General features: G+C 42.4%; 17 protein-coding genes. 14 read left to right on the plus strand and 3 right to left on the minus strand.

The window, feature by feature from the left end; all coding sequences use genetic code 11:
* The first annotated feature begins 413 nt into the window (after nucleotides 1-413).
* The 6 genes from mrcB to purH all read left to right on the plus strand — a co-directional run bounded on the left by mrcB (nucleotide 414) and on the right by purH (nucleotide 8,560).
* Complete coding sequence (gene mrcB, locus CXF62_RS10245; RefSeq protein ID WP_416220489.1) at nucleotides 414-2,909, plus strand: penicillin-binding protein 1B; 2,496 nt, start codon at nucleotides 414-416, stop codon at nucleotides 2,907-2,909.
* Nucleotides 2,910-2,989: 80 nt separating this feature from the next.
* A complete protein-coding gene (locus CXF62_RS10250; protein ID WP_228153215.1) occupies nucleotides 2,990-3,802 on the plus strand; it encodes a tetratricopeptide repeat protein in 813 nt (270 codons plus the stop codon).
* Between the two features lie 134 nt (nucleotides 3,803-3,936).
* On the plus strand, nucleotides 3,937-4,863 hold the full coding sequence (prmA, locus tag CXF62_RS10255) for a 50S ribosomal protein L11 methyltransferase (RefSeq protein ID WP_102094262.1): 927 nt from the start codon (nucleotides 3,937-3,939) through the stop codon (nucleotides 4,861-4,863).
* 172 nt (nucleotides 4,864-5,035) lie between these two features.
* The gene (locus CXF62_RS10260; protein ID WP_102094264.1) at nucleotides 5,036-6,292 is read left to right on the plus strand and encodes a DUF3426 domain-containing protein; all 1,257 of its coding nucleotides are present in this window, start codon (nucleotides 5,036-5,038) and stop codon (nucleotides 6,290-6,292) included.
* Between the two features lie 178 nt (nucleotides 6,293-6,470).
* Nucleotides 6,471-6,833 (plus strand): DNA-binding transcriptional regulator Fis, encoded by a 363-nt coding sequence (fis, locus tag CXF62_RS14935; RefSeq protein ID WP_057759230.1) that lies wholly within the window; start codon nucleotides 6,471-6,473, stop codon nucleotides 6,831-6,833.
* A gap of 146 nt (nucleotides 6,834-6,979) precedes the next feature.
* On the plus strand, nucleotides 6,980-8,560 hold the full coding sequence (purH, locus tag CXF62_RS10270; protein WP_102094265.1) for a bifunctional phosphoribosylaminoimidazolecarboxamide formyltransferase/IMP cyclohydrolase: 1,581 nt from the start codon (nucleotides 6,980-6,982) through the stop codon (nucleotides 8,558-8,560).
* 192 nt (nucleotides 8,561-8,752) lie between these two features.
* On the opposite strand, the gene CXF62_RS10275 is transcribed toward purH, so the two are convergent.
* Both CXF62_RS10275 and CXF62_RS10280 read right to left on the minus strand, forming a co-directional pair.
* Entirely contained in the window at nucleotides 8,753-10,627 is a 1,875-nt protein-coding gene (locus tag CXF62_RS10275) for a SurA N-terminal domain-containing protein (protein ID WP_102094267.1), read from the minus strand.
* Between the two features lie 351 nt (nucleotides 10,628-10,978).
* A complete protein-coding gene (locus CXF62_RS10280) occupies nucleotides 10,979-11,251 on the minus strand; it encodes an HU family DNA-binding protein (RefSeq protein WP_045445077.1) in 273 nt (90 codons plus the stop codon).
* A 524-nt stretch (nucleotides 11,252-11,775) separates the two neighbouring features.
* Between CXF62_RS10280 and CXF62_RS10285 the strand changes: the two genes are divergently transcribed.
* From CXF62_RS10285 to fdx, 8 genes are all read left to right on the plus strand, one after another.
* The gene (locus tag CXF62_RS10285; protein ID WP_102094268.1) at nucleotides 11,776-12,420 is read left to right on the plus strand and encodes a hypothetical protein; all 645 of its coding nucleotides are present in this window, start codon (nucleotides 11,776-11,778) and stop codon (nucleotides 12,418-12,420) included.
* 395 nt (nucleotides 12,421-12,815) lie between these two features.
* Nucleotides 12,816-13,325, plus strand: a complete 510-nt coding sequence (locus CXF62_RS10290; protein ID WP_057759222.1) for an Rrf2 family transcriptional regulator — start codon at nucleotides 12,816-12,818, stop codon at nucleotides 13,323-13,325.
* Nucleotides 13,322-14,548 (plus strand): IscS subfamily cysteine desulfurase, encoded by a 1,227-nt coding sequence (locus CXF62_RS10295; protein ID WP_101206130.1) that lies wholly within the window; start codon nucleotides 13,322-13,324, stop codon nucleotides 14,546-14,548. Before CXF62_RS10290 ends, CXF62_RS10295 begins: the two co-directional genes overlap by 4 nt.
* 152 nt (nucleotides 14,549-14,700) lie before the next feature.
* On the plus strand, nucleotides 14,701-15,111 hold the full coding sequence (gene iscU, locus CXF62_RS10300) for a Fe-S cluster assembly scaffold IscU (RefSeq protein WP_057759218.1): 411 nt from the start codon (nucleotides 14,701-14,703) through the stop codon (nucleotides 15,109-15,111).
* Nucleotides 15,112-15,338: 227 nt separating this feature from the next.
* Nucleotides 15,339-15,659, plus strand: a complete 321-nt coding sequence (iscA, locus tag CXF62_RS10305) for an iron-sulfur cluster assembly protein IscA (RefSeq protein WP_021814983.1) — start codon at nucleotides 15,339-15,341, stop codon at nucleotides 15,657-15,659.
* Between the two features lie 173 nt (nucleotides 15,660-15,832).
* Complete coding sequence (gene hscB, locus CXF62_RS10310; protein ID WP_102094270.1) at nucleotides 15,833-16,414, plus strand: Fe-S protein assembly co-chaperone HscB; 582 nt, start codon at nucleotides 15,833-15,835, stop codon at nucleotides 16,412-16,414.
* A gap of 209 nt (nucleotides 16,415-16,623) precedes the next feature.
* Entirely contained in the window at nucleotides 16,624-18,504 is a 1,881-nt protein-coding gene (gene hscA, locus CXF62_RS10315; protein WP_102094272.1) for a Fe-S protein assembly chaperone HscA, read from the plus strand.
* An 86-nt stretch (nucleotides 18,505-18,590) separates the two neighbouring features.
* Entirely contained in the window at nucleotides 18,591-18,929 is a 339-nt protein-coding gene (gene fdx / locus CXF62_RS10320) for an ISC system 2Fe-2S type ferredoxin (RefSeq protein WP_101206134.1), read from the plus strand.
* Nucleotides 18,930-19,025: 96 nt separating this feature from the next.
* On the opposite strand, the gene CXF62_RS10325 is transcribed toward fdx, so the two are convergent.
* Nucleotides 19,026-20,447, minus strand: coding sequence for an adenylate/guanylate cyclase domain-containing protein (locus CXF62_RS10325; RefSeq protein ID WP_197707710.1), 1,422 nt, complete (start codon nucleotides 20,445-20,447; stop codon nucleotides 19,026-19,028).
* Nucleotides 20,448-20,578: the final 131 nt, after the last annotated feature.

Below are 20,578 nucleotides of genomic sequence, written 5' to 3' on the forward strand. Positions count from 1 at the left end.
GCTTGCTTAAAATGCATTCATTTAAAGCAAACTTGCTCGTATTGACTGTACTGTACGTCATGCAATAGAGCCGTTTTTAATCACATGAATATTACTACTGTTAGTAGCATAGTATTCATAACGAACGGCTAATAGCAAACCATTAGCAACAGCGAATTCATACAAAATACATCGTGAGGGCAATCGTAAATTGTTATCTTATATGGCGTTTATCTACCAGATTGAAAGTGACTGACGCTTTATTACAAGTATCGGTATTTTAATAGGGATTATACTATAAGCTATCGCTATGAGCAGTATCATCGCTCATAGTCTACGACCAATAAATGCCTGCGTTGACGATGATAGATTGAAAAATTTGTCAATTTGCGTCATTATGAGGCAGTTTTTTATCCAAAAATGGTGCGACATCCGTGCAAAAACCTAATTACAAGTTACCAAATACCAAGTTATCAGCGTCATCTAAGTCTGCTATGCACACGCTACCCTCGCAGCAGCGCGGCTTGGTCTTTAGTAGTCTGCTATTAATTATCATCATCGCAGGCATGGTGCTGTTGGCGCTATATTTGATCAAACTTGATCGCACCATTACTCATAAGTTTGAGGGCAAGCGCTGGGACATTCCAGCCAAAGTGTATTCGCAGCCGCTTGAGCTGTATCAAGGTGCCAATGTCGATAGAGATACGATGAAGACATGGCTAGAGTTGCTTAATTATCAAAGCAACAAAGCTTATGATCGTACAGGCACCTATCATCGAACAGGTAATACTTACTTTATTCACACGCGCGGCTTTACGTATAGCGCCAATGATAAAGATGCCGAGCAAGTCATCAAAATGACAATTTCTGGCAATAAAGTAGAATCTATCCAGAGTACTCTGCCTGCCAAAAGCGGCATCATTCGTCTAGAGCCTGTCAATATCGGTGGTATCTATCCAGACAGTAATGAAGATCGGATGGTTGTGTCTTTGGACGAAGTGCCTCAGCCGTTAATTGATGCCCTTATCGCTACCGAAGATCGCGCGTTTTATGAGCATAAAGGGGTATCGGTACGTGGTATCGCCCGTGCCGTAATCAATAACTTTACTGGTGGTGCCAGACAAGGTGGTTCGACAATCACCCAGCAGCTGATCAAAAACTTTTATCTCAACTCAGATCGCACTATCAAACGCAAAGCCAATGAAGCATTGATGGCCGTGCTACTTGAACTGCATTACAGCAAAGATGAAATTTTACAGACCTATTTGAATGAGATTTATCTGGGTCAAAATGGCAACCGCTCTATCAATGGCTTTGGTTTGGCATCACAGTTTTATTTTGACAAACCACTTAATGAGCTGCGCTTAGATCAGCAAGCGATGCTGGTTGGTATGGCAAAAGGCCCAAGTATCTATAACCCACGTCGTAATCCAAACGACTCAAAAGCACGCCGTGATGTGGTGCTTAATAACATGCTGACCATGGGTACACTGAGCCAAGAAGACTACGACAAAGCCTTAAAGCAACCGCTTGGCATCGTGGATAAGCCTGCTGAAGGCAAAAGTCAGTTCCCTGACTTCTTGGATATTGTTAAACGTGAGCTAAATACCGTTTACTATTCTGACGACCTCAAAAACGAAGGTCTGATTATTATCAGCACCTTAGACCCTATCGCTCAATTGGCAGCAGACAAGGCCGTTGATAGAAAACTTGGTGAGCTGCGTCGTAATAGTAGCAAAACTAAGGATTTACAAGGCGCGTTAGTGAGTGCCAACCCTGAGACTGGCGAGCTAGTGTCTGTTGTAGGTAGTGGTAGTGAATTTACAGGGTTTAACCGTGCGGTCGATGCCAAACGCCAAGTCGGCTCATTGCTTAAACCTATCATTTATATGACTGCGCTTGAGAGCGGTCGTTATAACTTAGCCAGTTCAGTAGATGACTCCCCTATTACGGTCAATCTAAACGACGGTACTGACTGGAACCCTAAAAACTACGACAACCGTGATCATGGCTATGTACCATTTACCACGGCACTATCTCAATCCTATAATCAGGCGGCAGTACGCTTAGGTATGGAGTTCGGCGTTAATACCTTTGCTAAGCAATTACAGCGCATGGGTATCAAAGAAAAAATACCACCTTACCCATCAGCATTGTTAGGCTCAGTTAATTTGAGTCCGATGGATATGCTTGGCATTTATCAAGTCTTTGCCACTGGTGGCTTCCGTACGCCTATTCATAGTATTCGTACGGTCATTGATGATCGCGGCCGTATCTTACAGCGTACTGGGCTTAACACTCAGCGCAGTATTCCACCTGAAACCAACTTTTTGACCAACTATGCATTACAGCAAGTCGTCTCAAATGGTACAGCCAGACGCGCCCAATCACTCGGCAGTAATTTAAACCTAGCCGGAAAAACAGGTACAACAAACGACTACCGTGATGCTTGGTTTGCAGGCTATAGTGGTAACTATGTGAGTGTCGTTTGGGTTGGTCGTGATGATAATAAACCGATTGGTTTAAGTGGTGGCACTGGCGCCTTACCAGTTTGGGTAGATTATATGAAACGCCTAAAACTGACTCCAGTTGCCCTACCAGAGCCAGAAGGTATCGAGTGGTTATGGCTAGAGAACAATTCAGGCAAACTGTCTAATGAACGCTGCGCTAACGCTCGCTACTTACCAGTAATGTCAGCTCACCTACCAGAAGAAGCCAGCAGTTGTGCGCTGAGCCTGTATCAGCAAGATCGCGCTCGTGAACAGACACAGTTTCAGAACCAGCAAGGTGATATCAATCAACAACGTCGCCGCGAAGGTTTAGAGATTCCAAATGTTGAATCTGATGATGCAGCAGGTAGCAGCGAGCAAAGTGAAGGTGATGAAGACCGTGCTGATACTTGGTATGACCGTGCTGTTGAATGGTTCTAGCTATTGAGTGGTTCTAGCTGTTGAATGGCTCTAATAGTGTTTTTGATATTTAGCTTTTAATATTTAAAAAAGGTTTTAACATGATGGTGTCATCTTTACGGACAACTACTTCAGTAAAACAAACCATAGTGCTATGGCGCAATAAAATCACGTCAAACAATACATTACTTGCAGGCAGCGCGATCGTTGGCATGCTAAGCCTAAGTGCTTGTCAGACGGCACCTAGCACGTCGACTACAGTGCAAACCACGCCTGTTCAAACATTACCAACGTCACAACCGACCGTGCCATCAACGACAACTGCTCCAGCGCATATCACGGAAGCAAATGATCAAAGCAACTATCCAACCGAGCCTTACGATGCGGTTGAACAGTCCGAAACACCAAATCCGTTAACGCAAGAAACCCCTGTATTTACGCCTCCTGCTCCAGAAGTGATGCAGCCTGATCCTGTTATCATTGCACCTTCTCGTAACGACTATATAATCTCTGAACCATCAGTACCGTCGCATAATGAATTACTTGAGCACGCTAGAAGAAACTCGCAGCAACGTACTCAACAATCTGTAAGCAATAATAGTAATCTACCTGCGTTTCGCAATTTGATGCAAGTAGGTATCAGTCAGTTGAAAGCGGGCAATCTAACCAATGCCGAGAACAGCTTTACCCGTGCACAGCGTCTAGCGCCCAAATCATCGGCGGTATACTTCTATTTGGCACAAGTAGCATTAAAAAAGAACCAGCCTCGTAAAGCAGAAGCGATGGCACGTCGTGGTCTTAGCGTCTCTCAGGATAGCAGTCGTAGACGAGCACTATGGCAAGTTATATTGCAATCAGGACAAGCTCAGGGTAACTCACGCGTGGTCAATGAAGCAAAACAAGCACTGCGCTAATAGCTGAGTATTTGTGCCTCTTAGATTCATTAGTTAAAACATCTATATACATCATGAATTTCGTTGTATGTAGACTTATCTAGGGTATTCCCTAACACCTACACTTATTTTTATTTCCGCTTAAGGTTATCTTTATGGCATGGCAACAACTGCATTTACAATGCGAAAAATCAAACGTCGACTTGGCTGAAGCGCTTTTGTTAGAAGCAGGCGCATTATCAATAGCTTTAGACGATGCTGGCGATCAACCTTTGTTTGAGCCACTTCCAGGTGAATCGCCGCTTTGGGATGAGGTGATACTAACAGGATTGTTTGATGCGACTACTGATGCAGGTAGTCGTCAAGCGGTTGAGCAATTAAGTCATGAAATTGCTGCACAAGTACAGGCTACTCGTATCTGGCTAACGGCTGTTGATGATAAAGACTGGGAGCGCGAATGGATGAGCAACTATCATCCTATCGAATGTGCTAATGACCTATGGATTGTGCCTGACTGGCTAACACCGCCTAACCCTGAAGCCACCAATATCATTATGGACCCAGGTTTGGCATTTGGGACTGGCTATCATGCTACGACTCGCCTATGCCTAGACTGGCTAACAGAGCAAGACCTAACAGACAAAGTGGTTATCGATTATGGTTGTGGCTCAGGTATTCTAGGGATTGCTGCTTTGCTATTGGGTGCACGTCAGGTATATGCAGTCGATATTGACCCGCAGGCGGTACTTGCTACCAATCAGAATGCAGTACGCAACAATGTAGGCGAACGTTTACAGGCATTTCTACCAGAAGAATTTACAGAGTACTGCTCGCAACATGATGTGTTGCCTGTAGAAGTGATTGTTGCCAATATTTTAGCAAAGCCGCTTATTGGTTTAGCACCTTACTTTGCAACACTGGTTGCGCCAAAGGGCCGTATCGTTTTGGCAGGTTTGATTGAGTCGCAAACCGAGCAAGTCACTGAAGCTTATCAGCCATATTTTGCACTCGATCCTAAGCATGCTTTTACTGCGCAAGAAGACCAGCATTGGCAACGTTTATCAGGTACATTTACTAGCTAGCAACATTTAATTACATCTGTTACGATAGAGGGCAGTCAAATGTTATGTGTTTGACGCCACTCTGTCTTTGCCTACAATTCATCGAAATTAAATAAGTAAAATGCGTATTGTGGGCCGCTATTGGTGAGTGGCTAAGCGGTATTGATAACCATACTTTTTTGGATTCGCCTCTATGACCACGCCAATAGAAACCCAATGCCCCCATTGCCAAGCTTGCTATAGCGTTAAACAAACTCAACTAAATCAAGTCAATGCTACCATCAGCTGTGATCGGTGCCAGCAAAGTTTTTTGGTCAATAAACATCTTGTGGTAAATTCTGAGGTCATTCAAAAACCAACACCACAAAAAAATATTCCTGCTCAACAAAAAGCTCAAACTCAACCAATTTCGAACGAGCAAAAAACGTCTACTAATAGTAATCAGCATAAACCTCAAAATGTGCCAAATCGCCCTACATCTTCAATCAGTAAGAAAAAATCATCTGATACTTTGATTCATGACGACTTAATTTATGACGATATGGATATAGACGAGCCAGAAGAAGACGTTCAAGAGTATGACTCTTTAGATAATATGGATGCATGGTTAACCCAAGCCAGTAATACCAGTCCTAGCGCAGCAACCACAGAAAAACCAAAAGCGCCCTCTTCTAAAGAAACTATCAAAACCTCTAATCCATCAACAAAGAAACCATCTACTAGTACAATATCAGCATCAACACAGAACATGCTCAGCTCGGCAGCGGCCAATGATATTCATGCCAATGTTGAGAGTAGTGATAACAATTCATGGCTACAAAAACTATTAGAAGAACAAAATCAAGACGAAGAAACACCGCCAGATGACACAGACTTATCACAGCTTCTATCTGATATGGGAGTACCCGTTAAAGATGAAGAGCCTGCTGTCGACGATCGTTTAAGAAAAACACAGCTACCGTTTGCACCAACCCAAACGACACGTTCTATTGCATCATTATTATGGATATTAGGTTGTTTGGTCCTAGCACTGCTACTCGCGGCTCAGTATGTTATTTTTAACTTAGAGAACTTAGTCAAAAACCCAACCTATGCTCAGCGTCTCCAATCGATATGCTCTGTCGCTGCCTGCAGCTTGCCCAGTGCAGATTTATCAGCGCTTACCATCAGCAATACCTTTCATAGAAGCAGTCAGATTAAAACTGCTGGTACATTTAGCGATATAGGCGCTACTCTAAGTAATGGCAGCCCGCAATCACAACTATACCCAAATGTAAAAATAAGCGTTTACGGTAGAAATGAGCTTATTGGAGAGTTTATTGCAGGTCCAAACGATTATTTATTAGGCAAGCAAAGTCAGTTAATGGCCAATACAGATAGACAGCTATTGTTTACTATCCCTGTCGCTAATGCGCAAATTCGCGACATTACTATGACCGCTCTTTATTAAACTAGGGTGTCATATATAAATAAGCGTGAGTAGAAAATACACCGTAAATTCATTTTCAATTAAACCGTGATAGCCAAGATAACGATGAATCTATCAGCGCTAGGCGATATTAATTTGATATACTATGGTTCTGACCCCTCACAATCAGAATTTTTCTTCATCTCAAGGATATTATTTTATGGCACCTCATGCACAGCATAATGCTAATCATTTTGCTAAAAGCTCTGAGCACCCTGCCGATTATAATAAAGACGAATACCAATCACCTACGCACGGCTTTGATTTTGCTAGTCAACACTATACAAATAGTGCGCAGCAACCTCTACGAGTTCATGTGGAGCGTGTGGTACGTCAGTACTTTGCGATGCTAGGAGATGAGATGCCCACTGATTTATATGAGCTGATTTTGAAGCAAGTCGAAGAGCCTCTCTTATCTGTCGTCCTAGAAAAAACAAGAGGCAACCAAACCAAATGTGCTCAGATATTAGGCCTAAATCGAGGCACTTTGCGCAAAAAAATGAAAACCTATGATTTAATGTAACATTGTTATATGAGCTTACCCATCATTGACTATCATTATGTATGGCAATTAAATGTTCCGCGCTTTATCTATCATGATACGGCATACCATTGTCATCATCACCTTGCCAGACGTTTACGTCAGGCTTTTTTTATGGAAAATTTCTTATGAGTACAACCCCACTTGCCCTACTATCGGTCTCCGATAAGTCTAATATCGTCGAGTTTGCTCAAGGCCTTCTCAAAGCAGGTTTTGGTTTATTATCTACTGGCGGTACTTATCGTCTGCTCACAGAAAACAATGTCGACGTGACTGAAGTATCAGATTACACAGGCTTTCCCGAAATGATGGATGGCCGTGTTAAAACGCTACATCCTAAGATTCACGGTGGCATCCTAGGACGCCGCGGTACAGATGATGCAGTAATGAGTGATCATGCGATCGAACGTATCGACTTGGTCGTCGTGAACTTATATCCGTTTGCCGAAACGATTGCACGTGCTGACGTGACTATGAACGACGCTATCGAAAACATCGATATTGGCGGCCCTACCATGGTGCGTTCAGCAGCGAAAAACCACGCTCATGTAGGTATCGTCACTGATCCAGCTGATTATGACCGTGTACTTAACGCGTTAGACGGTGGCACCGAACTGACAACTGCTTTGCGTTATGACTTAGCAGTAAAGGCGTTTGAGCATACGGCACAGTACGACGGTATGATTGCAAACTTCTTAGGTAGCCGTGTCAACGAAACTCAAGAGCCAGAAAACTTCCCACGTACATTCAATGTACAGCTCGAAAAAGTACAAGACCTACGCTACGGTGAAAACCCTCATCAAAACGCGGCTTTCTATACTGAAAACCAGCCTTTAAAAAGCAAACAAGCTTCAATCGCGACAGCTAAGCAGTTACAAGGCAAAGCGCTATCTTATAACAACATCGCTGATACCGATGCTGCGCTTGAGTGCGTTAAAGCTTTCAGCGCGCCTGCTTGCGTTATCGTTAAGCATGCCAACCCTTGCGGTGTCGCGGTTGATAATGACCAAGTAGCGGCTTATCGTACTGCTTTTAGCACCGATCCTGAATCGTCTTTTGGTGGTATCATCGCATTCAACCGTCCGTTGACGCTTGCTGCGGCAAAAGCCATTATCGACAATCAGTTTGTAGAAGTGATCATTGCACCTAGTATCGAAGACGGTGTACTTGAAGCGACAGCTACTAAGAAAAACGTACGCGTATTGGTATGCGGCGAGCTACCAGCACCAGATCAGCGTGATATCCAACTTGACTATAAGCGCGTTAACGGTGGCTTACTCGTACAAGAGCAAGACCTTGGTTTAATCACGGCTAACGACCTAAAAATCGTTACTGATGTACAACCAACTGAAGCGCAAGTGGCAGATCTACTATTTAGTTGGAACGTAGCAAAATACGTCAAATCTAATGCCATTGTCTACGCAAAAGGCCAACGTACTATCGGTGTTGGCGCGGGCCAAATGAGCCGCGTTAACTCAGCACGTATTGCCGCTATCAAAGCAGAACATGCTGGACTAGCAACTGAAGGTGCTGTTATGGCATCAGATGCGTTCTTCCCTTTCCGTGATGGCATCGACAATGCTGCTGAAGTAGGTATCTCTGCTATCATTCAGCCAGGTGGTTCTATGCGTGATGACGAAACCATTGCTGCTGCTAATGAGCATGGTATCGCGATGGTATTCACGGGTATGCGCCATTTCCGCCATTAAACAATCACCTATTAATTTAAGACTGGAATTAGTCGCAGCAGCTGTATTTATTAATGCGACTAACTTTCAGTCTATATAATATTCGTGATAATTATCGTTAAAGCATCACCCAAAAAAAAGCCACTGTATCAATTGATACGGTGGCTTTTTTACGTCTAAAAATAAGAATAAAAATAAGAATCTAGCAAATACTTAGCGGCCTTGTGCGTTTGCCATGTTGCTTTCATTAATCTCAACCGTATACACCATACGTAGATAGTCCAAATAGTCTTGCAACTGGTCTTGGCCTAAATTGTCACGAATGATACTGGCTGTTTGCGCTCGTTGCATATCAGACAGTGGTGACTGCTGCTCAGTTTTAATACGGTCTCCAACCAGTAGCGTTGCACCCATCTCAGTCTCACTAGCAATCGCGACGACGCCATTATCAGCGGCTTGCTGGCTAAAGGCCAATCCACGCTCTTTGTCCGTTAGCTGCGTCGTTTGACGGTTAATCTCACCCAGTGCTTGGAAACTAACCGACTGCTTACTTATATCAGCTGGCGTCTTGATACCAGCAGCCAATGCTTTAGCATCTTTTAAAGCTAATGCTGTCGCTTTCTGCTGACGGAGTATTTGAGTGATTCTTGGAGTTGCATTTGCTAGAGCAAGCGTCTTAGTAGGACGATAATTGCTTGGCTGTAACCATACGGTACCGTTGCCAACTTCTACGCCTGCCGTTACCGCCTGATCTTGAATAGTAAACTCATCAAAGGCCTGCTTAACCACTACTGGTTGCGGCAGTGCTGATTTGTTGTTCACTTTACGATAATCTTTGATACGCTTGAGGCTGACGTTTTCTTGCTGTGCAATATCTTCGATACTGAAACCATCTGCTGCCAAATCATTGATTGATGTCACTTTATCAGCATAGATTTCCTGACGTTTATACTCTTTTGCTTTCGCAGTTAGCTCTTCACGCATACTGTCTAGACTTGGAATTTTTTTGCCATTATCTTCAGTAACCGTAAATATCTGATAACCAAAGCTAGTCTTGATAGGCGCAGTCACATCACCAACGCTCAACCCTTCTAGTGCCTCTTGCACAGTATCCGCGTCACTGCCAAACACTGACGGATTAAAGCGTCCGATATCACCACCTGTTTCACCTGATGGATCATCCGACTCTGCTTTAGCAAGCGCAGCAAACGCTTCACCTTTATTCAGACGCGCTTTCACTTTATCGGCTCGTGTCTTAGCATCTTTACCAGTAAACAGTATCTGACTGACTTTACGCTCATCAGTAGCCGCAATGCTCTGCTTATATGCTTCATACTGCTGCTGCAACTCTTCTGCGGTTACTTCATCAACCTTGATAGTTTGCGGGCTAAGCTGGATATAAGCCAAGTCAACCATCGCTGCACTTTTCAATGTGTCTTTGTTGGCATCATAGTATGATTGAATGTCTGCTTTACTAAGCTTAACTTTGTCAGCATAGTCTTGCCAATTAAAGCGATGCACCCAAACGTTGCGCGACTCAAGTTGCAAGTCAATCAATTGACTGACCGCTTGCATAGGATAGACGGCCGTCCCAACAATACTGGCGTTCAATTGATCCAAGCTTAACTGATTGCGAAATTCTGCAAATAGTTGATTTTTGGTCATGCCGCGCTGACGCAAGAAGTTTGAGAACTGATCGTTTGAAAAGTTACCTTCTGCATCTTGGAATATTTCTTCTTGACGCAGCAAACGATTGATCGTGTCGTCAGACACTGTCATACCAAGCTTACCTGCTTGCTGCTCTAACAACGTACGGTCGATTAGACCCTTTAATACTTGCTCATGAAGCACATCTTCATTCAATAAGCTGGCATCTTCAACTTGCTCTAATACTTCAGAACGACGGCTATTGACAGCAGTTTGATACTCGGACAGTCCTACGCTTGCCTCACCTACCTGCGCAATCTGGTTGGGATCGACGTTGCCGCCAAAATAGCTTTCGACACCCAAGAGAGCGAGCGGCGATAGGCATAAAATCAATAAAATGCGACCTGGCCAGCTTTTTAAGAAATCGCGCAATTTATCCATAGTTATCTCTGCTTTATTAACCTATATTGATGAAAAACCATTGTAATACTGTTAGGAGCTGTTGAGTGCAACCTGTCAATATCAGTACTATTTAAGCTAGCAATGGTAAGAGTAAGAGCGTATGCATTTTATAGTAAAAAACAAAATTTACTAAAGAAATCTGACTTAAATGACACACCTATCGCGCGCCCTATGATACGTGATTTTTCATGCAGACTCAAAATATTCACGACGCATGATACAAACTATAGCGATAAAAAAAGCACCTAAATATTAGGTGCTCTCTTCGATGGTTAGCTCATTACTTCAGCTATAGACCACCGACTATCATTTTATGCTTAAAAAGGCGGCTTAATTCAAGCGCTCTTTTAAGTTTTTACCAGCTTTGAAGCTTGGTACTTTGCTTGCTGGAATGCTTAGCTCTTCGCCAGTCTTAGGGTTGCGACCAGTGCGTGCTTTGCGATCTTTTACACTGAAAGTACCAAAGCCAACTAATGAGATGCTATCGCCAGCTTCTAGCGCTTCGCCAACACTTTCCATAACAGCGTTTAGTGCATCACCAGCTTGGGTTTTATTTAGACCACTTTTGTCTGCGATGCTATCAATTAATTCTGACTTATTCATAAAATTTCCTTCAAGTTTAAGGGGGTAATAAATGCTCACGCCAAGTATTGTAACGCTCTCATGGTGCTTACGCAATAAAAACTACCTAACTGGCGCATTAACAGGTTCTTCTTTGTTATCGTCTTTATATCAAGGCAGCATAAGGAGCGCAAGCGATTTTACATATTTTTGTGCTCTACACTACGTATTTGACACCTAATGTTACGCAAAGCGTTAGGAACTTATATATAAGTGGCTCTGTATAACTGAGACGATTGGCTTTCCTATTTTCTACGCTTTGTCAGATTTGTCAATTGCCGTCTGTGCATTGCTATGCATTAAGTTTGTATATTACTGGTCATAAATAAGAGTGTCTTTATTGACTGCTAAATTGTAATGTAATAGTTTAGCCACTACAGAAACTAGCGTTACTTTTTATTATAAAGACGTTACTATAAGCAAAATATCACTGCAAGTATTGGGCAAATACAGACTTCTGTTTGCTAAATATCTAAAACTTGCTAAATAAAAAACGGATTACTTACATGAAGCGTTCTACGTTGTCTCACTCTTTTCTTAATATCATTTTAGTATTTATCGAGTCGGCGCTGACATTATTGTTACGTTTGGATCCTGAATTGCGTAAGGCCGCTTATCCGCTTGCTAAGCAAGGCACCGTGGTGGCGCTTCGCCTGTATTTACCGCATGTAGAAGTATTTGCCACCTTTAGTACCAAAGGCGTGTTACTAGATGCTCAGCTGCCGATTGGTCGTAGTGAGCCTGACGTGGTTATCAATGCCTACAGCATTCAAGTTATCAACGCCATCACCACTCATGATAGCGAAACCACTGAAAAGCTACAGATGCGCGGTGAGTCGATTCAAGTACAACTGGTTAAACAGTTTATTATGCAACTTGGGCTTGGCAGCTTGATTCAGGGGCTGATCAAAAAGATAAAGGGTGGTAAAGCTAAAACCAAACCTACAGAAGCTGACTTGGAAGAAAAAAAGAACAACTACAAACTGCGTATTAAAGAACAGCAAACACAGATCAATACCTTGACCATTAAAAACCGTGAACTTGAAACAACCGTGAGAGAGCTTCAAAGCAAGCAAAAGATGTTGATGATTGTCACTGTTGTTGCCCTTGTCATTATGATCGGTTCAATCATCGCACTATTGATGAATTAGTTTTGCTTCGTTGAATTACCTATAAATAAGCGTTCAATGTCTTCTATAGATATTGAACGCTTATTTTTTACTTCGTCAAACGTATCTGTAGCAGACAAATTAAGCTGCTTATGTCTCACTCATATATCTTTTCTAAACATCATTATTTTTATCAATTACAGCAATAAGCTTGATTAACCATTGAACCACACTTTAATCTTGACTAAATTACTCGGGATTAAGTATAATTACCTTAATCGTTGCACACATCGGGTTAATCATCTGTTGTTCAATAACGACAAGACAAAACTTAGCTGACGTATTATTGGTTGCTCTTTTTATCTTATGAGTACTTATTAAGACTTTCGGCTAAGATCGTTGTTAAACATAAATGACATCAAGTTTGGAGATAACACATGCGTTTGACTACTCGGGGCAGATACGCTGTTACCGCATTATTAGATTTGGCATTACAGACCAGCCAACAAGACAGTGCTGTATCGTTATCCGATATCGCCAAACGGCAATCGATTTCAATCTCGTATCTTGAACAGTTATTTTCTAAACTTCGCAAACGCGGCCTTGTCACGAGTATTCGCGGTGCTGCAGGTGGTTATCACCTAGCTAAGCCATTGAATGAGATAGATGTGATGAGCATCATATCTGCGGTTGATGAGTCAGTAAACGCGATGCAGTGTGAAGGACGCGGTGACTGTCAAGGTGGTACAATGTGCCTAACTCACGATCTGTGGTGTGCACTATCAAATCATATCGAACAGTACTTGAAAAATATAACATTAGCGCAATTATTAGATATGGAAAATGTGCAGTCAGTCTCAGAGCGTCAGCACACCTCTACAAAAGATATTTCCATAAAAGACATTAATACTATTACTCTATCGAACAGCGAGGCAAACCCAGCATGAGCCAACATAACAACCTTATATACTTAGATTATGCCGCCACTACCCCAGTTGCTAAATCAGTAGCTGCTAAAATGAGCGAGTATTTGACTGTAGATGGTGTCTTTGGTAACCCAGCTTCACGTTCACATGGTTACGGCTGGCAAGCGGAAGAAGCAGTAGAAACTGCTCGCGGTCAAGTTGCTGAAGTTATCAACGCTGATCCACGCGAAATCGTCTTTACTTCTGGTGCGACTGAGTCTGACAACCTAGCCATTAAAGGTGCGGCACATTTTTATCAGTCTCGTGGCAAACATATCATTACCAGTAAAATTGAGCACAAAGCTGTATTAGATACCTGCCGTGAGCTTGAGCAAGAAGGTTTTGAGATTACGTATCTTGAGCCACAGCCAAGCACAGGTCTTATTCTGCCAGAGCAAGTAAAAGAAGCACTGCGTGATGATACTATTTTAGTATCACTTATGATGGTGAACAATGAGCTTGGTACTATTACTGATGTTGCAGCGATTGGTGAAATCACTCGCGAAGCTGGCGTAGTTTTCCATGTTGATGGCGCTCAGTCTGTTGGCAAAGTAAAAATCAATCTTGAAGAAATGAAAATTGATTTGATGAGCTTCTCAGGTCATAAAGCATACGGCCCTAAAGGTATCGGCGCATTGTTTGTTCGTCGTAAGCCACGTATTCGCTTGAAAGCTGAGCAACATGGCGGTGGTCATGAGCGCGGTATGCGTTCAGGTACACTACCAACGCATCAGATCGTTGGTCTAGGCGCAGCATTTGCTTTGGCTAATGAAAGCTATGAAGCTGACCATGCACATGCAGCCAAATTACGTCAAAAACTTTGGGATGGCCTACAAGATATCGAAGAGATTTACTTAAACGGTGATCTTGAGAATAGCGTACCAAATATTGTAAACATCAGCTTTAACTTCGTTGAAGGCGAGTCATTGATGATGTCACTTAAAGACTTAGCTGTATCATCAGGTTCAGCCTGTACCTCAGCAACGCTTGAGCCATCATATGTACTACGTGCAATCGGTCGCCCAGATGAATTGGCACATAGCTCAATCCGTTTCAGCTTCGGCCGTTATACCACTGAAGAAGATATCGATACTGTTATCAAGCAGATGCATGAAGCTGTTGATAAACTACGTGCCCTATCACCACTTTGGGATATGTATCAAGAAGGTGTTGATCTAAATTCAGTCGAGTGGGCTGAGCACTAATTTCTAATATGGCTTTTTAGTATAGCTAGCAATATATTTATTAAACAATTGATCAGACAATTAAATTAAGCGTTTGACCCCAATTATCGATGAGTAGTTAGACATTTAAAGTTGCTAAACAACTACTCATCATCTAACTAGGAGAAAACCCCATGGCCTATAGTGACCAAGTTATTGATCATTACGAAAACCCACGCAACGTTGGTAATCTTGATAAAAACGCCAAGAACGTTGGTACTGGTATGGTCGGTGCCCCAGCATGTGGCGATGTAATGCGTCTACAAATCCAAGTCGACGATAATGGTATTATCGAAGATGCACGTTTCAAGACTTATGGTTGCGGTTCAGCGATTGCCTCAAGCTCGCTTGTTACTGAGTGGCTAAAAGGCAAAAGCTTGGATCAAGCTGGCGAAATCAAAAACAACGATATCGCTCAAGAGCTAGCATTACCACCAGTAAAGGTGCATTGCTCTGTACTTGCAGAAGACGCTATTAAAGCCGCTATTAGCGACTATAAAGGCAAGCATGGCGTAGCAGCTCCAGCAGAAGAAGCTGCGATCTAAGCTAGGCTAAACCTGCTAGCGTATGCGCTACGTTGTACTAGCAACGCTAAAGTAGCAATGTGTAATCGCTACTGACGCTAAAGAGGTGACAATGACACTTATGTAATTGTCACCTTTTGTTTTCTAATAGTCGCAAGCCTATTGTTTTGGCAATCTTGTAATTCTGGTTGTCAGTTTATCTAGATTTTTTTATTGATATTTATGATTAATAGTCAATGGGAGTTGGCATGATTGAAATGACAGAACGCGCCGCTCAGCATGTTCGAGATTTTTTGGACAATCGCGGCAAAGGCGAAGGCATTCGAGTTGGTATCCGTACGGCGGGTTGCTCGGGCTTGGCTTACGTTTTAGAGTTTGTAGATACCCCTGATGAAAACGACACCCGTTATGAAAGTCGCGGCGTTAGCATCTTTATTGATCCTAAAAGCCTCGTATATTTAGACGGCTTGTTGATGGATTACGAAAAAGAAGGTTTAAACGAAGGCTTTAAATTCACCAACCCTAACCAAAAAGGTGAATGTGGCTGCGGTGAGTCGTTTACCGTTTAATTGTTCAATGGCTGAAAACTAATAGATTTATGCTCAGCAAGCTTTCATAAGAATAGTGCAGTATCTCTGCTATCGCTATGAAGAAATATTAATGTAGTTGAGTAGCCGAGCGATTCAATATTCTTAGCTAGGTCATGACTTCAAAAACAAATAAAAAAGCAAGGCATCAGATTATGACAGATATTACTTCAGAACCACAGTTTGATAACTTCTTTGCCCTATTTGAGCAGCCTGTACAATTTGAAATTAATCAAAGCAATCTAGAGCAACGTTTGCGATTGCTGCAAAAACGCTTTCATCCTGATAATGTCGCCAAAAATCAGACCGATATGGTTCAAGCACAGCTGCAGTCTGAAAAAGCGTCCGCTTTAATCAATCAAGCGTATCAAACACTAAGCGCTCCTGATAGCCGTGCTGGTTATTTATTAGACATGGCGGATCAAGCACAAAATATAGAGCACTCAATCGCAGATTTAGACTTTTTGGAAGATGCGATGCAGATGCGTATGGCTCTAGATGATGCTATCGAAGACAAAGATCTTGCAGCCTTGCAGCAATTACACCCTCAAATTACAGAGCGTCTAGCAAATCAATCTGAGCGCTTTAATAGTGCTTATCAAAATCAAGATTGGCAAACAGCGATTGATGCGACACAGAAGCTAAAATTTTTAGTTAAGCTAAATGCTGATGTGACGACGGGGCTTGATGACGTTGCAAATGCATCGCATTCAGATGACGATGACCTATACGTCTAAACATCTGTGGTTATGGCTTTCACTAACAAGCTAAATTCTATATATTTGGTTAAAATAGTGACCGTGATACCGTATAATCTTTGAGTCTAAGCGCATTAAACTGTCAGAATCCGTATTCCATGGAGTGAGATTACTGACGTTAAGCTCTCGTACTGCATATGCTATATTTGCTCCATTTCACTTATTCATTTTATCTCTGAGTTATCCTTATGTCTTTAATGCAAATTGCTGAACCCAATCAAAGCGCTCAACCTCACCAACATAAATTTGGCTTGGGCATCGACCTTGGTACTACACGATCGTTGGTTGCTGTGGTGCGTTCAGGTAAGGCACAAGTCTTAGAGGCAGGCGCAGCGACAGATACATTATTACCGTCTGTTGTCTATTATCCAGCTACTGGTACGCCATTGGTTGGCTATGACGCCCTAGCTCATTTAGCAGATGATCCAAAAAATACGATCGTCTCGGCTAAGCGTTTTATGGGTCGTAGTCAAGCTGATATCAAATTCTCTCATCCTTATGAGTTATCTGGTAATAAAGATGATATGCCCGCCTTTGTAACGGCTCAAGGTGAGGTGTCTCCTGTTGCAGTATCAGCGCGTATCTTAGCCGCTCTTGAGCAACGTGCAGCAAGTGCCTTACCTGCAGATAGCATCGAGGGTGCTGTGATTACAGTTCCCGCTTATTTTGATGAAGCACAGCGTCAAGCAACCAAAGATGCTGCACAAGCAGCGGGTATCAACGTACTTCGCTTGTTGAATGAACCAACGGCCGCTGCGGTCGCTTACGGGCTTGACCAATCATCAGAAGACAGTAAAAAAGAGAGCTATTACTTAATCTATGATTTGGGCGGTGGTACTTTTGACGTTTCTATCTTAAAGCTTACCGACGGTGTCTTTGAAGTGTTGGCAACTGGTGGTAATAGCGCACTAGGCGGCGATGATATCGATCGTCTTATTACCAATTGGATTATTAAACAATTAAATATCGATCCAAAAGACGTAAGCCTGCACGACAAATCAATACTAGCTCAACAAGCAAAAGCTTATAAACAAGCATTGACTGATGCTGAGCAAGTGGACATCAATGTGGTTGTCAATGGTCAGTCTTATCAAGGCGTATTAAGCCGTACAGACGTGCTAACTATCGTAGAGCCTGTTAGCCGCCGTACCCTAAGCGTGTGCGAACAAGTCCTACGCGATGCCAAGCTGTCTACTACAGATCTAGATGAAGTTATTTTAGTGGGCGGCTCGACTCGTATGCCTGCCGTACAGCAAGTCGTGACTGAGTTTTTTGCTAAGCAGCCACTTTGTCGTCTGAATCCAGATGAGGTTGTTGCCTTGGGCGCTGCCCAAACTGCTCATCAATTGGTGAATGGTGATAGTGACAACAATTTATTATTATTGGATGTGACGCCATTATCATTAGGTCTTGAGACCATGGGCGGTTTGGTTGAAGTACTCATCCCACGCAACACGCCTATCCCTGTGAAGAAACGTCAAGTGTTTACCACGTATCAAGACGGTCAAACAGGCATGGTGATACACGTGGTGCAAGGTGAGCGTGAAACGGTAGAAAACTGTCGCTCACTTGGACGTTTTGAGCTGTATGGCATCCCGCCAATGAAAGCTGGGTTTGCTCGTATCGAAGTTACCTTTAGTATCGATGCCAACGGTCAGCTTACTGTCAGTGCACAAGAAACTACGACCAAAACAGAAAGCAAAATTGAGATTGTGCCTTCTTATGGTCTATCAGATGAGCAAAAAGAACAGTTGCTCATTGCAGGGTTCAAACACGCTGAAGAAGACAAAAACGCGCGTTCTTTAATTGAGACCAAAGTAGAAGCGGAACGTGAAGTACTTGCCCTAGAGTCGGCACTTAACGAATTTGCGGCGTTGCTTTCTACTGAAGAACAACAGTCACTAGCAGAGCATATACAAGCGCTACGTAACTCTCTTAGCACTGATGACTTAGCGCTTATTGAAGCACAACAAGCACAGCTCAAGCCACATAGTGATGCCTTTGCTGCACGTATTATGAATCAAAGCGTCAAGACCAGTATGGCAGGTACTAGTGCCAAAGACTGGTAATAAATACATCGACATATATAGCTTAGCTAACACGTTAAGCTAATTTCTAATATTTTTTAAATTGATTAGCATCGGACAGATAATTTATGCCAAAAGTTACCGTACTACCCCATCACGAAATCTGCCCTGAAGGCGCAGAAGTTGAGTTGCAAGCTGGTGAAAACTTATGCAAAGCACTACTAGAAAAAGGCATTAAAATCGAGCATGCCTGTGAGATGTCGAAAGCTTGTACTACATGCCATGTTGTAGTACGTAAGGGTTTCAACAGTTTGGATGAGATGGATGATATCGAAGCTGATCTACTTGATCGTGCTTGGGGACTAGAGCCTGATTCACGTTTATCTTGTCAGGTCATGCTTGATGACGAGGATTTGACCATCGAAGTTCCTAAATATACCCTTAATCATGCTAAAGAAAATCATTAAACACTGATGATTCTTTCTAGTTAAGATAAAAAAGGCCAGCTATGTGATAGCTGGCCTTTCTCTATATATGATTTTAAGACGATAGACTTGAAACGCTTACTTGCGATTGGCATTCTCACGCTTACTTCCTGCAGCTATACTCTTTACTACTTTTTCTTCCTCTTGCTCGATGCGTTCCAGCGCAAAATTTAAACGAGCTCTAATATCTTGATAATCATTGTCTTTCATATCTTTGAAATTCAAATGCAAATTAAAACCAGGCAATGTGTGGTCGACCCATTTAGATAAATGACCTGTACTGGCACTAGGGTCAAGTACTTGCCATGCATCGACCTTTTCATCAATTCCCTTCAAGCAAAATGCGGCAACGTGCTCACACTCATAGTTATGGCATATATAATCGTAAGTGCTTTCACTGACCAATATCTGATCTTTGCCCGCACAAGACTCAAGCCTAGAGGCTAGGTTGGCTTCTTTGCCAATGATGGTATAGCTTAATCGACTATTACTACCAAAATTACCAACGTGACAGTAGCCAGTTGTGATACCAACACGTATATATAAGCCTTCAAATCCCATTAGCCGCCATTTTTGGCGTAAAGTACGCATTTCCCGGCGCATATCGATTGCCATCGCCACACAATCTAGTGCATCTTGACGCGAGCCGCGGCTATTCGGTTCACCAAAGAAACATACCATGCCATCACCAATGAACTTATCAAGTACTGCACCGTGTTTGTCAGCAATCGATGTCATGCAATGCATATAAGTATTGAGAATATCTGCTAAATTATCAGAACTTAGACTATCAGACAACTCGGTAAAACCGACAATATCCGAAAACATGATAGTTATTTTTGCGCGTTTATTAGAAACCCTAACAGGGCTATCCGATTTGACAATAGGCTCCCAAATTTGTGGTGGTACAAAACGGGTAAGCTTATTGATCACTGATACCATTGTGTTCAGGCGTCCACTAGCCTGATGGGTACGTACTTTAAAAGTAATATGTTGCTGATAGATACGCCAGAACTGGTATAAAATAACGCCTAGACTTGCCACCATTACTATCAATGGTAATAAGCCTTCATCAAAGTCCATACTGTCTGCATTTAAGACTGTGCTAACGTAGAAAAACACAATGATAGTCACAACAGATACAGATAACAGTCTGAGGTGATTCTCAGGTCGGCTAAGAATGATACGTACACCAATCAAAGCAGCCAAACTGATTGATATGACCGTACAGCATTGTAGCGAGCCAATGACAACCGATAATAGAATAATAACGATATTAGACGTCCAAAAGCTGGTCTGGCGTCGGTAGTTATATATCAGGATCATAAGGCTTGGCAATGTAATAATAACCAATAGTGCCATTGAGATAGAGCGGAAGTCGTAGTATATAGCACGCAAAACAACCGTCAGTATCAACACGAACACTTCTGGATAGTCAAAACGACATGTCCCGGTGTCCTTTAACGGTGTCATTGGTTTGAATGTCTCTGAGAAGGTCATATGAGATTCACTTAAATAAGGTGAGCTACCTGAGAGACAAAGGCATACTACACTAACATATGTACGTTATTTGTCCTTATGACGATTTATCATAAGATATATCTAATAATATATTATACTTTTGAAATAAG

Source organism: Psychrobacter sp. MES7-P7E, from assembly GCF_002863645.1.
Taxonomy (GTDB): domain Bacteria; phylum Pseudomonadota; class Gammaproteobacteria; order Pseudomonadales; family Moraxellaceae; genus Psychrobacter.

Bases quoted from the DNA above. Each gene is read 5' to 3' on its own strand.
- CXF62_RS10250 (WP_228153215.1), top strand. From the start codon at position 2,990: ATGATGGTGTCATCTTTACGGACAACTACTTCAGTAAAACAAACCATA.
- prmA (WP_102094262.1), top strand. From the start codon at position 3,937: ATGGCATGGCAACAACTGCATTTACAATGCGAAAAATCAAACGTCGAC.
- CXF62_RS10260 (WP_102094264.1), top strand. From the start codon at position 5,036: ATGACCACGCCAATAGAAACCCAATGCCCCCATTGCCAAGCTTGCTAT.
- fis (WP_057759230.1), top strand. From the start codon at position 6,471: ATGGCACCTCATGCACAGCATAATGCTAATCATTTTGCTAAAAGCTCT.
- purH (WP_102094265.1), top strand. From the start codon at position 6,980: ATGAGTACAACCCCACTTGCCCTACTATCGGTCTCCGATAAGTCTAAT.
- CXF62_RS10275 (WP_102094267.1), bottom strand. From the start codon at position 10,627: ATGGATAAATTGCGCGATTTCTTAAAAAGCTGGCCAGGTCGCATTTTA.
- CXF62_RS10280 (WP_045445077.1), bottom strand. From the start codon at position 11,251: ATGAATAAGTCAGAATTAATTGATAGCATCGCAGACAAAAGTGGTCTA.
- CXF62_RS10285 (WP_102094268.1), top strand. From the start codon at position 11,776: ATGAAGCGTTCTACGTTGTCTCACTCTTTTCTTAATATCATTTTAGTA.
- CXF62_RS10290 (WP_057759222.1), top strand. From the start codon at position 12,816: ATGCGTTTGACTACTCGGGGCAGATACGCTGTTACCGCATTATTAGAT.
- CXF62_RS10295 (WP_101206130.1), top strand. From the start codon at position 13,322: ATGAGCCAACATAACAACCTTATATACTTAGATTATGCCGCCACTACC.
- iscU (WP_057759218.1), top strand. From the start codon at position 14,701: ATGGCCTATAGTGACCAAGTTATTGATCATTACGAAAACCCACGCAAC.
- iscA (WP_021814983.1), top strand. From the start codon at position 15,339: ATGATTGAAATGACAGAACGCGCCGCTCAGCATGTTCGAGATTTTTTG.
- hscB (WP_102094270.1), top strand. From the start codon at position 15,833: ATGACAGATATTACTTCAGAACCACAGTTTGATAACTTCTTTGCCCTA.
- hscA (WP_102094272.1), top strand. From the start codon at position 16,624: ATGTCTTTAATGCAAATTGCTGAACCCAATCAAAGCGCTCAACCTCAC.
- fdx (WP_101206134.1), top strand. From the start codon at position 18,591: ATGCCAAAAGTTACCGTACTACCCCATCACGAAATCTGCCCTGAAGGC.
- CXF62_RS10325 (WP_197707710.1), bottom strand. From the start codon at position 20,447: ATGACCTTCTCAGAGACATTCAAACCAATGACACCGTTAAAGGACACC.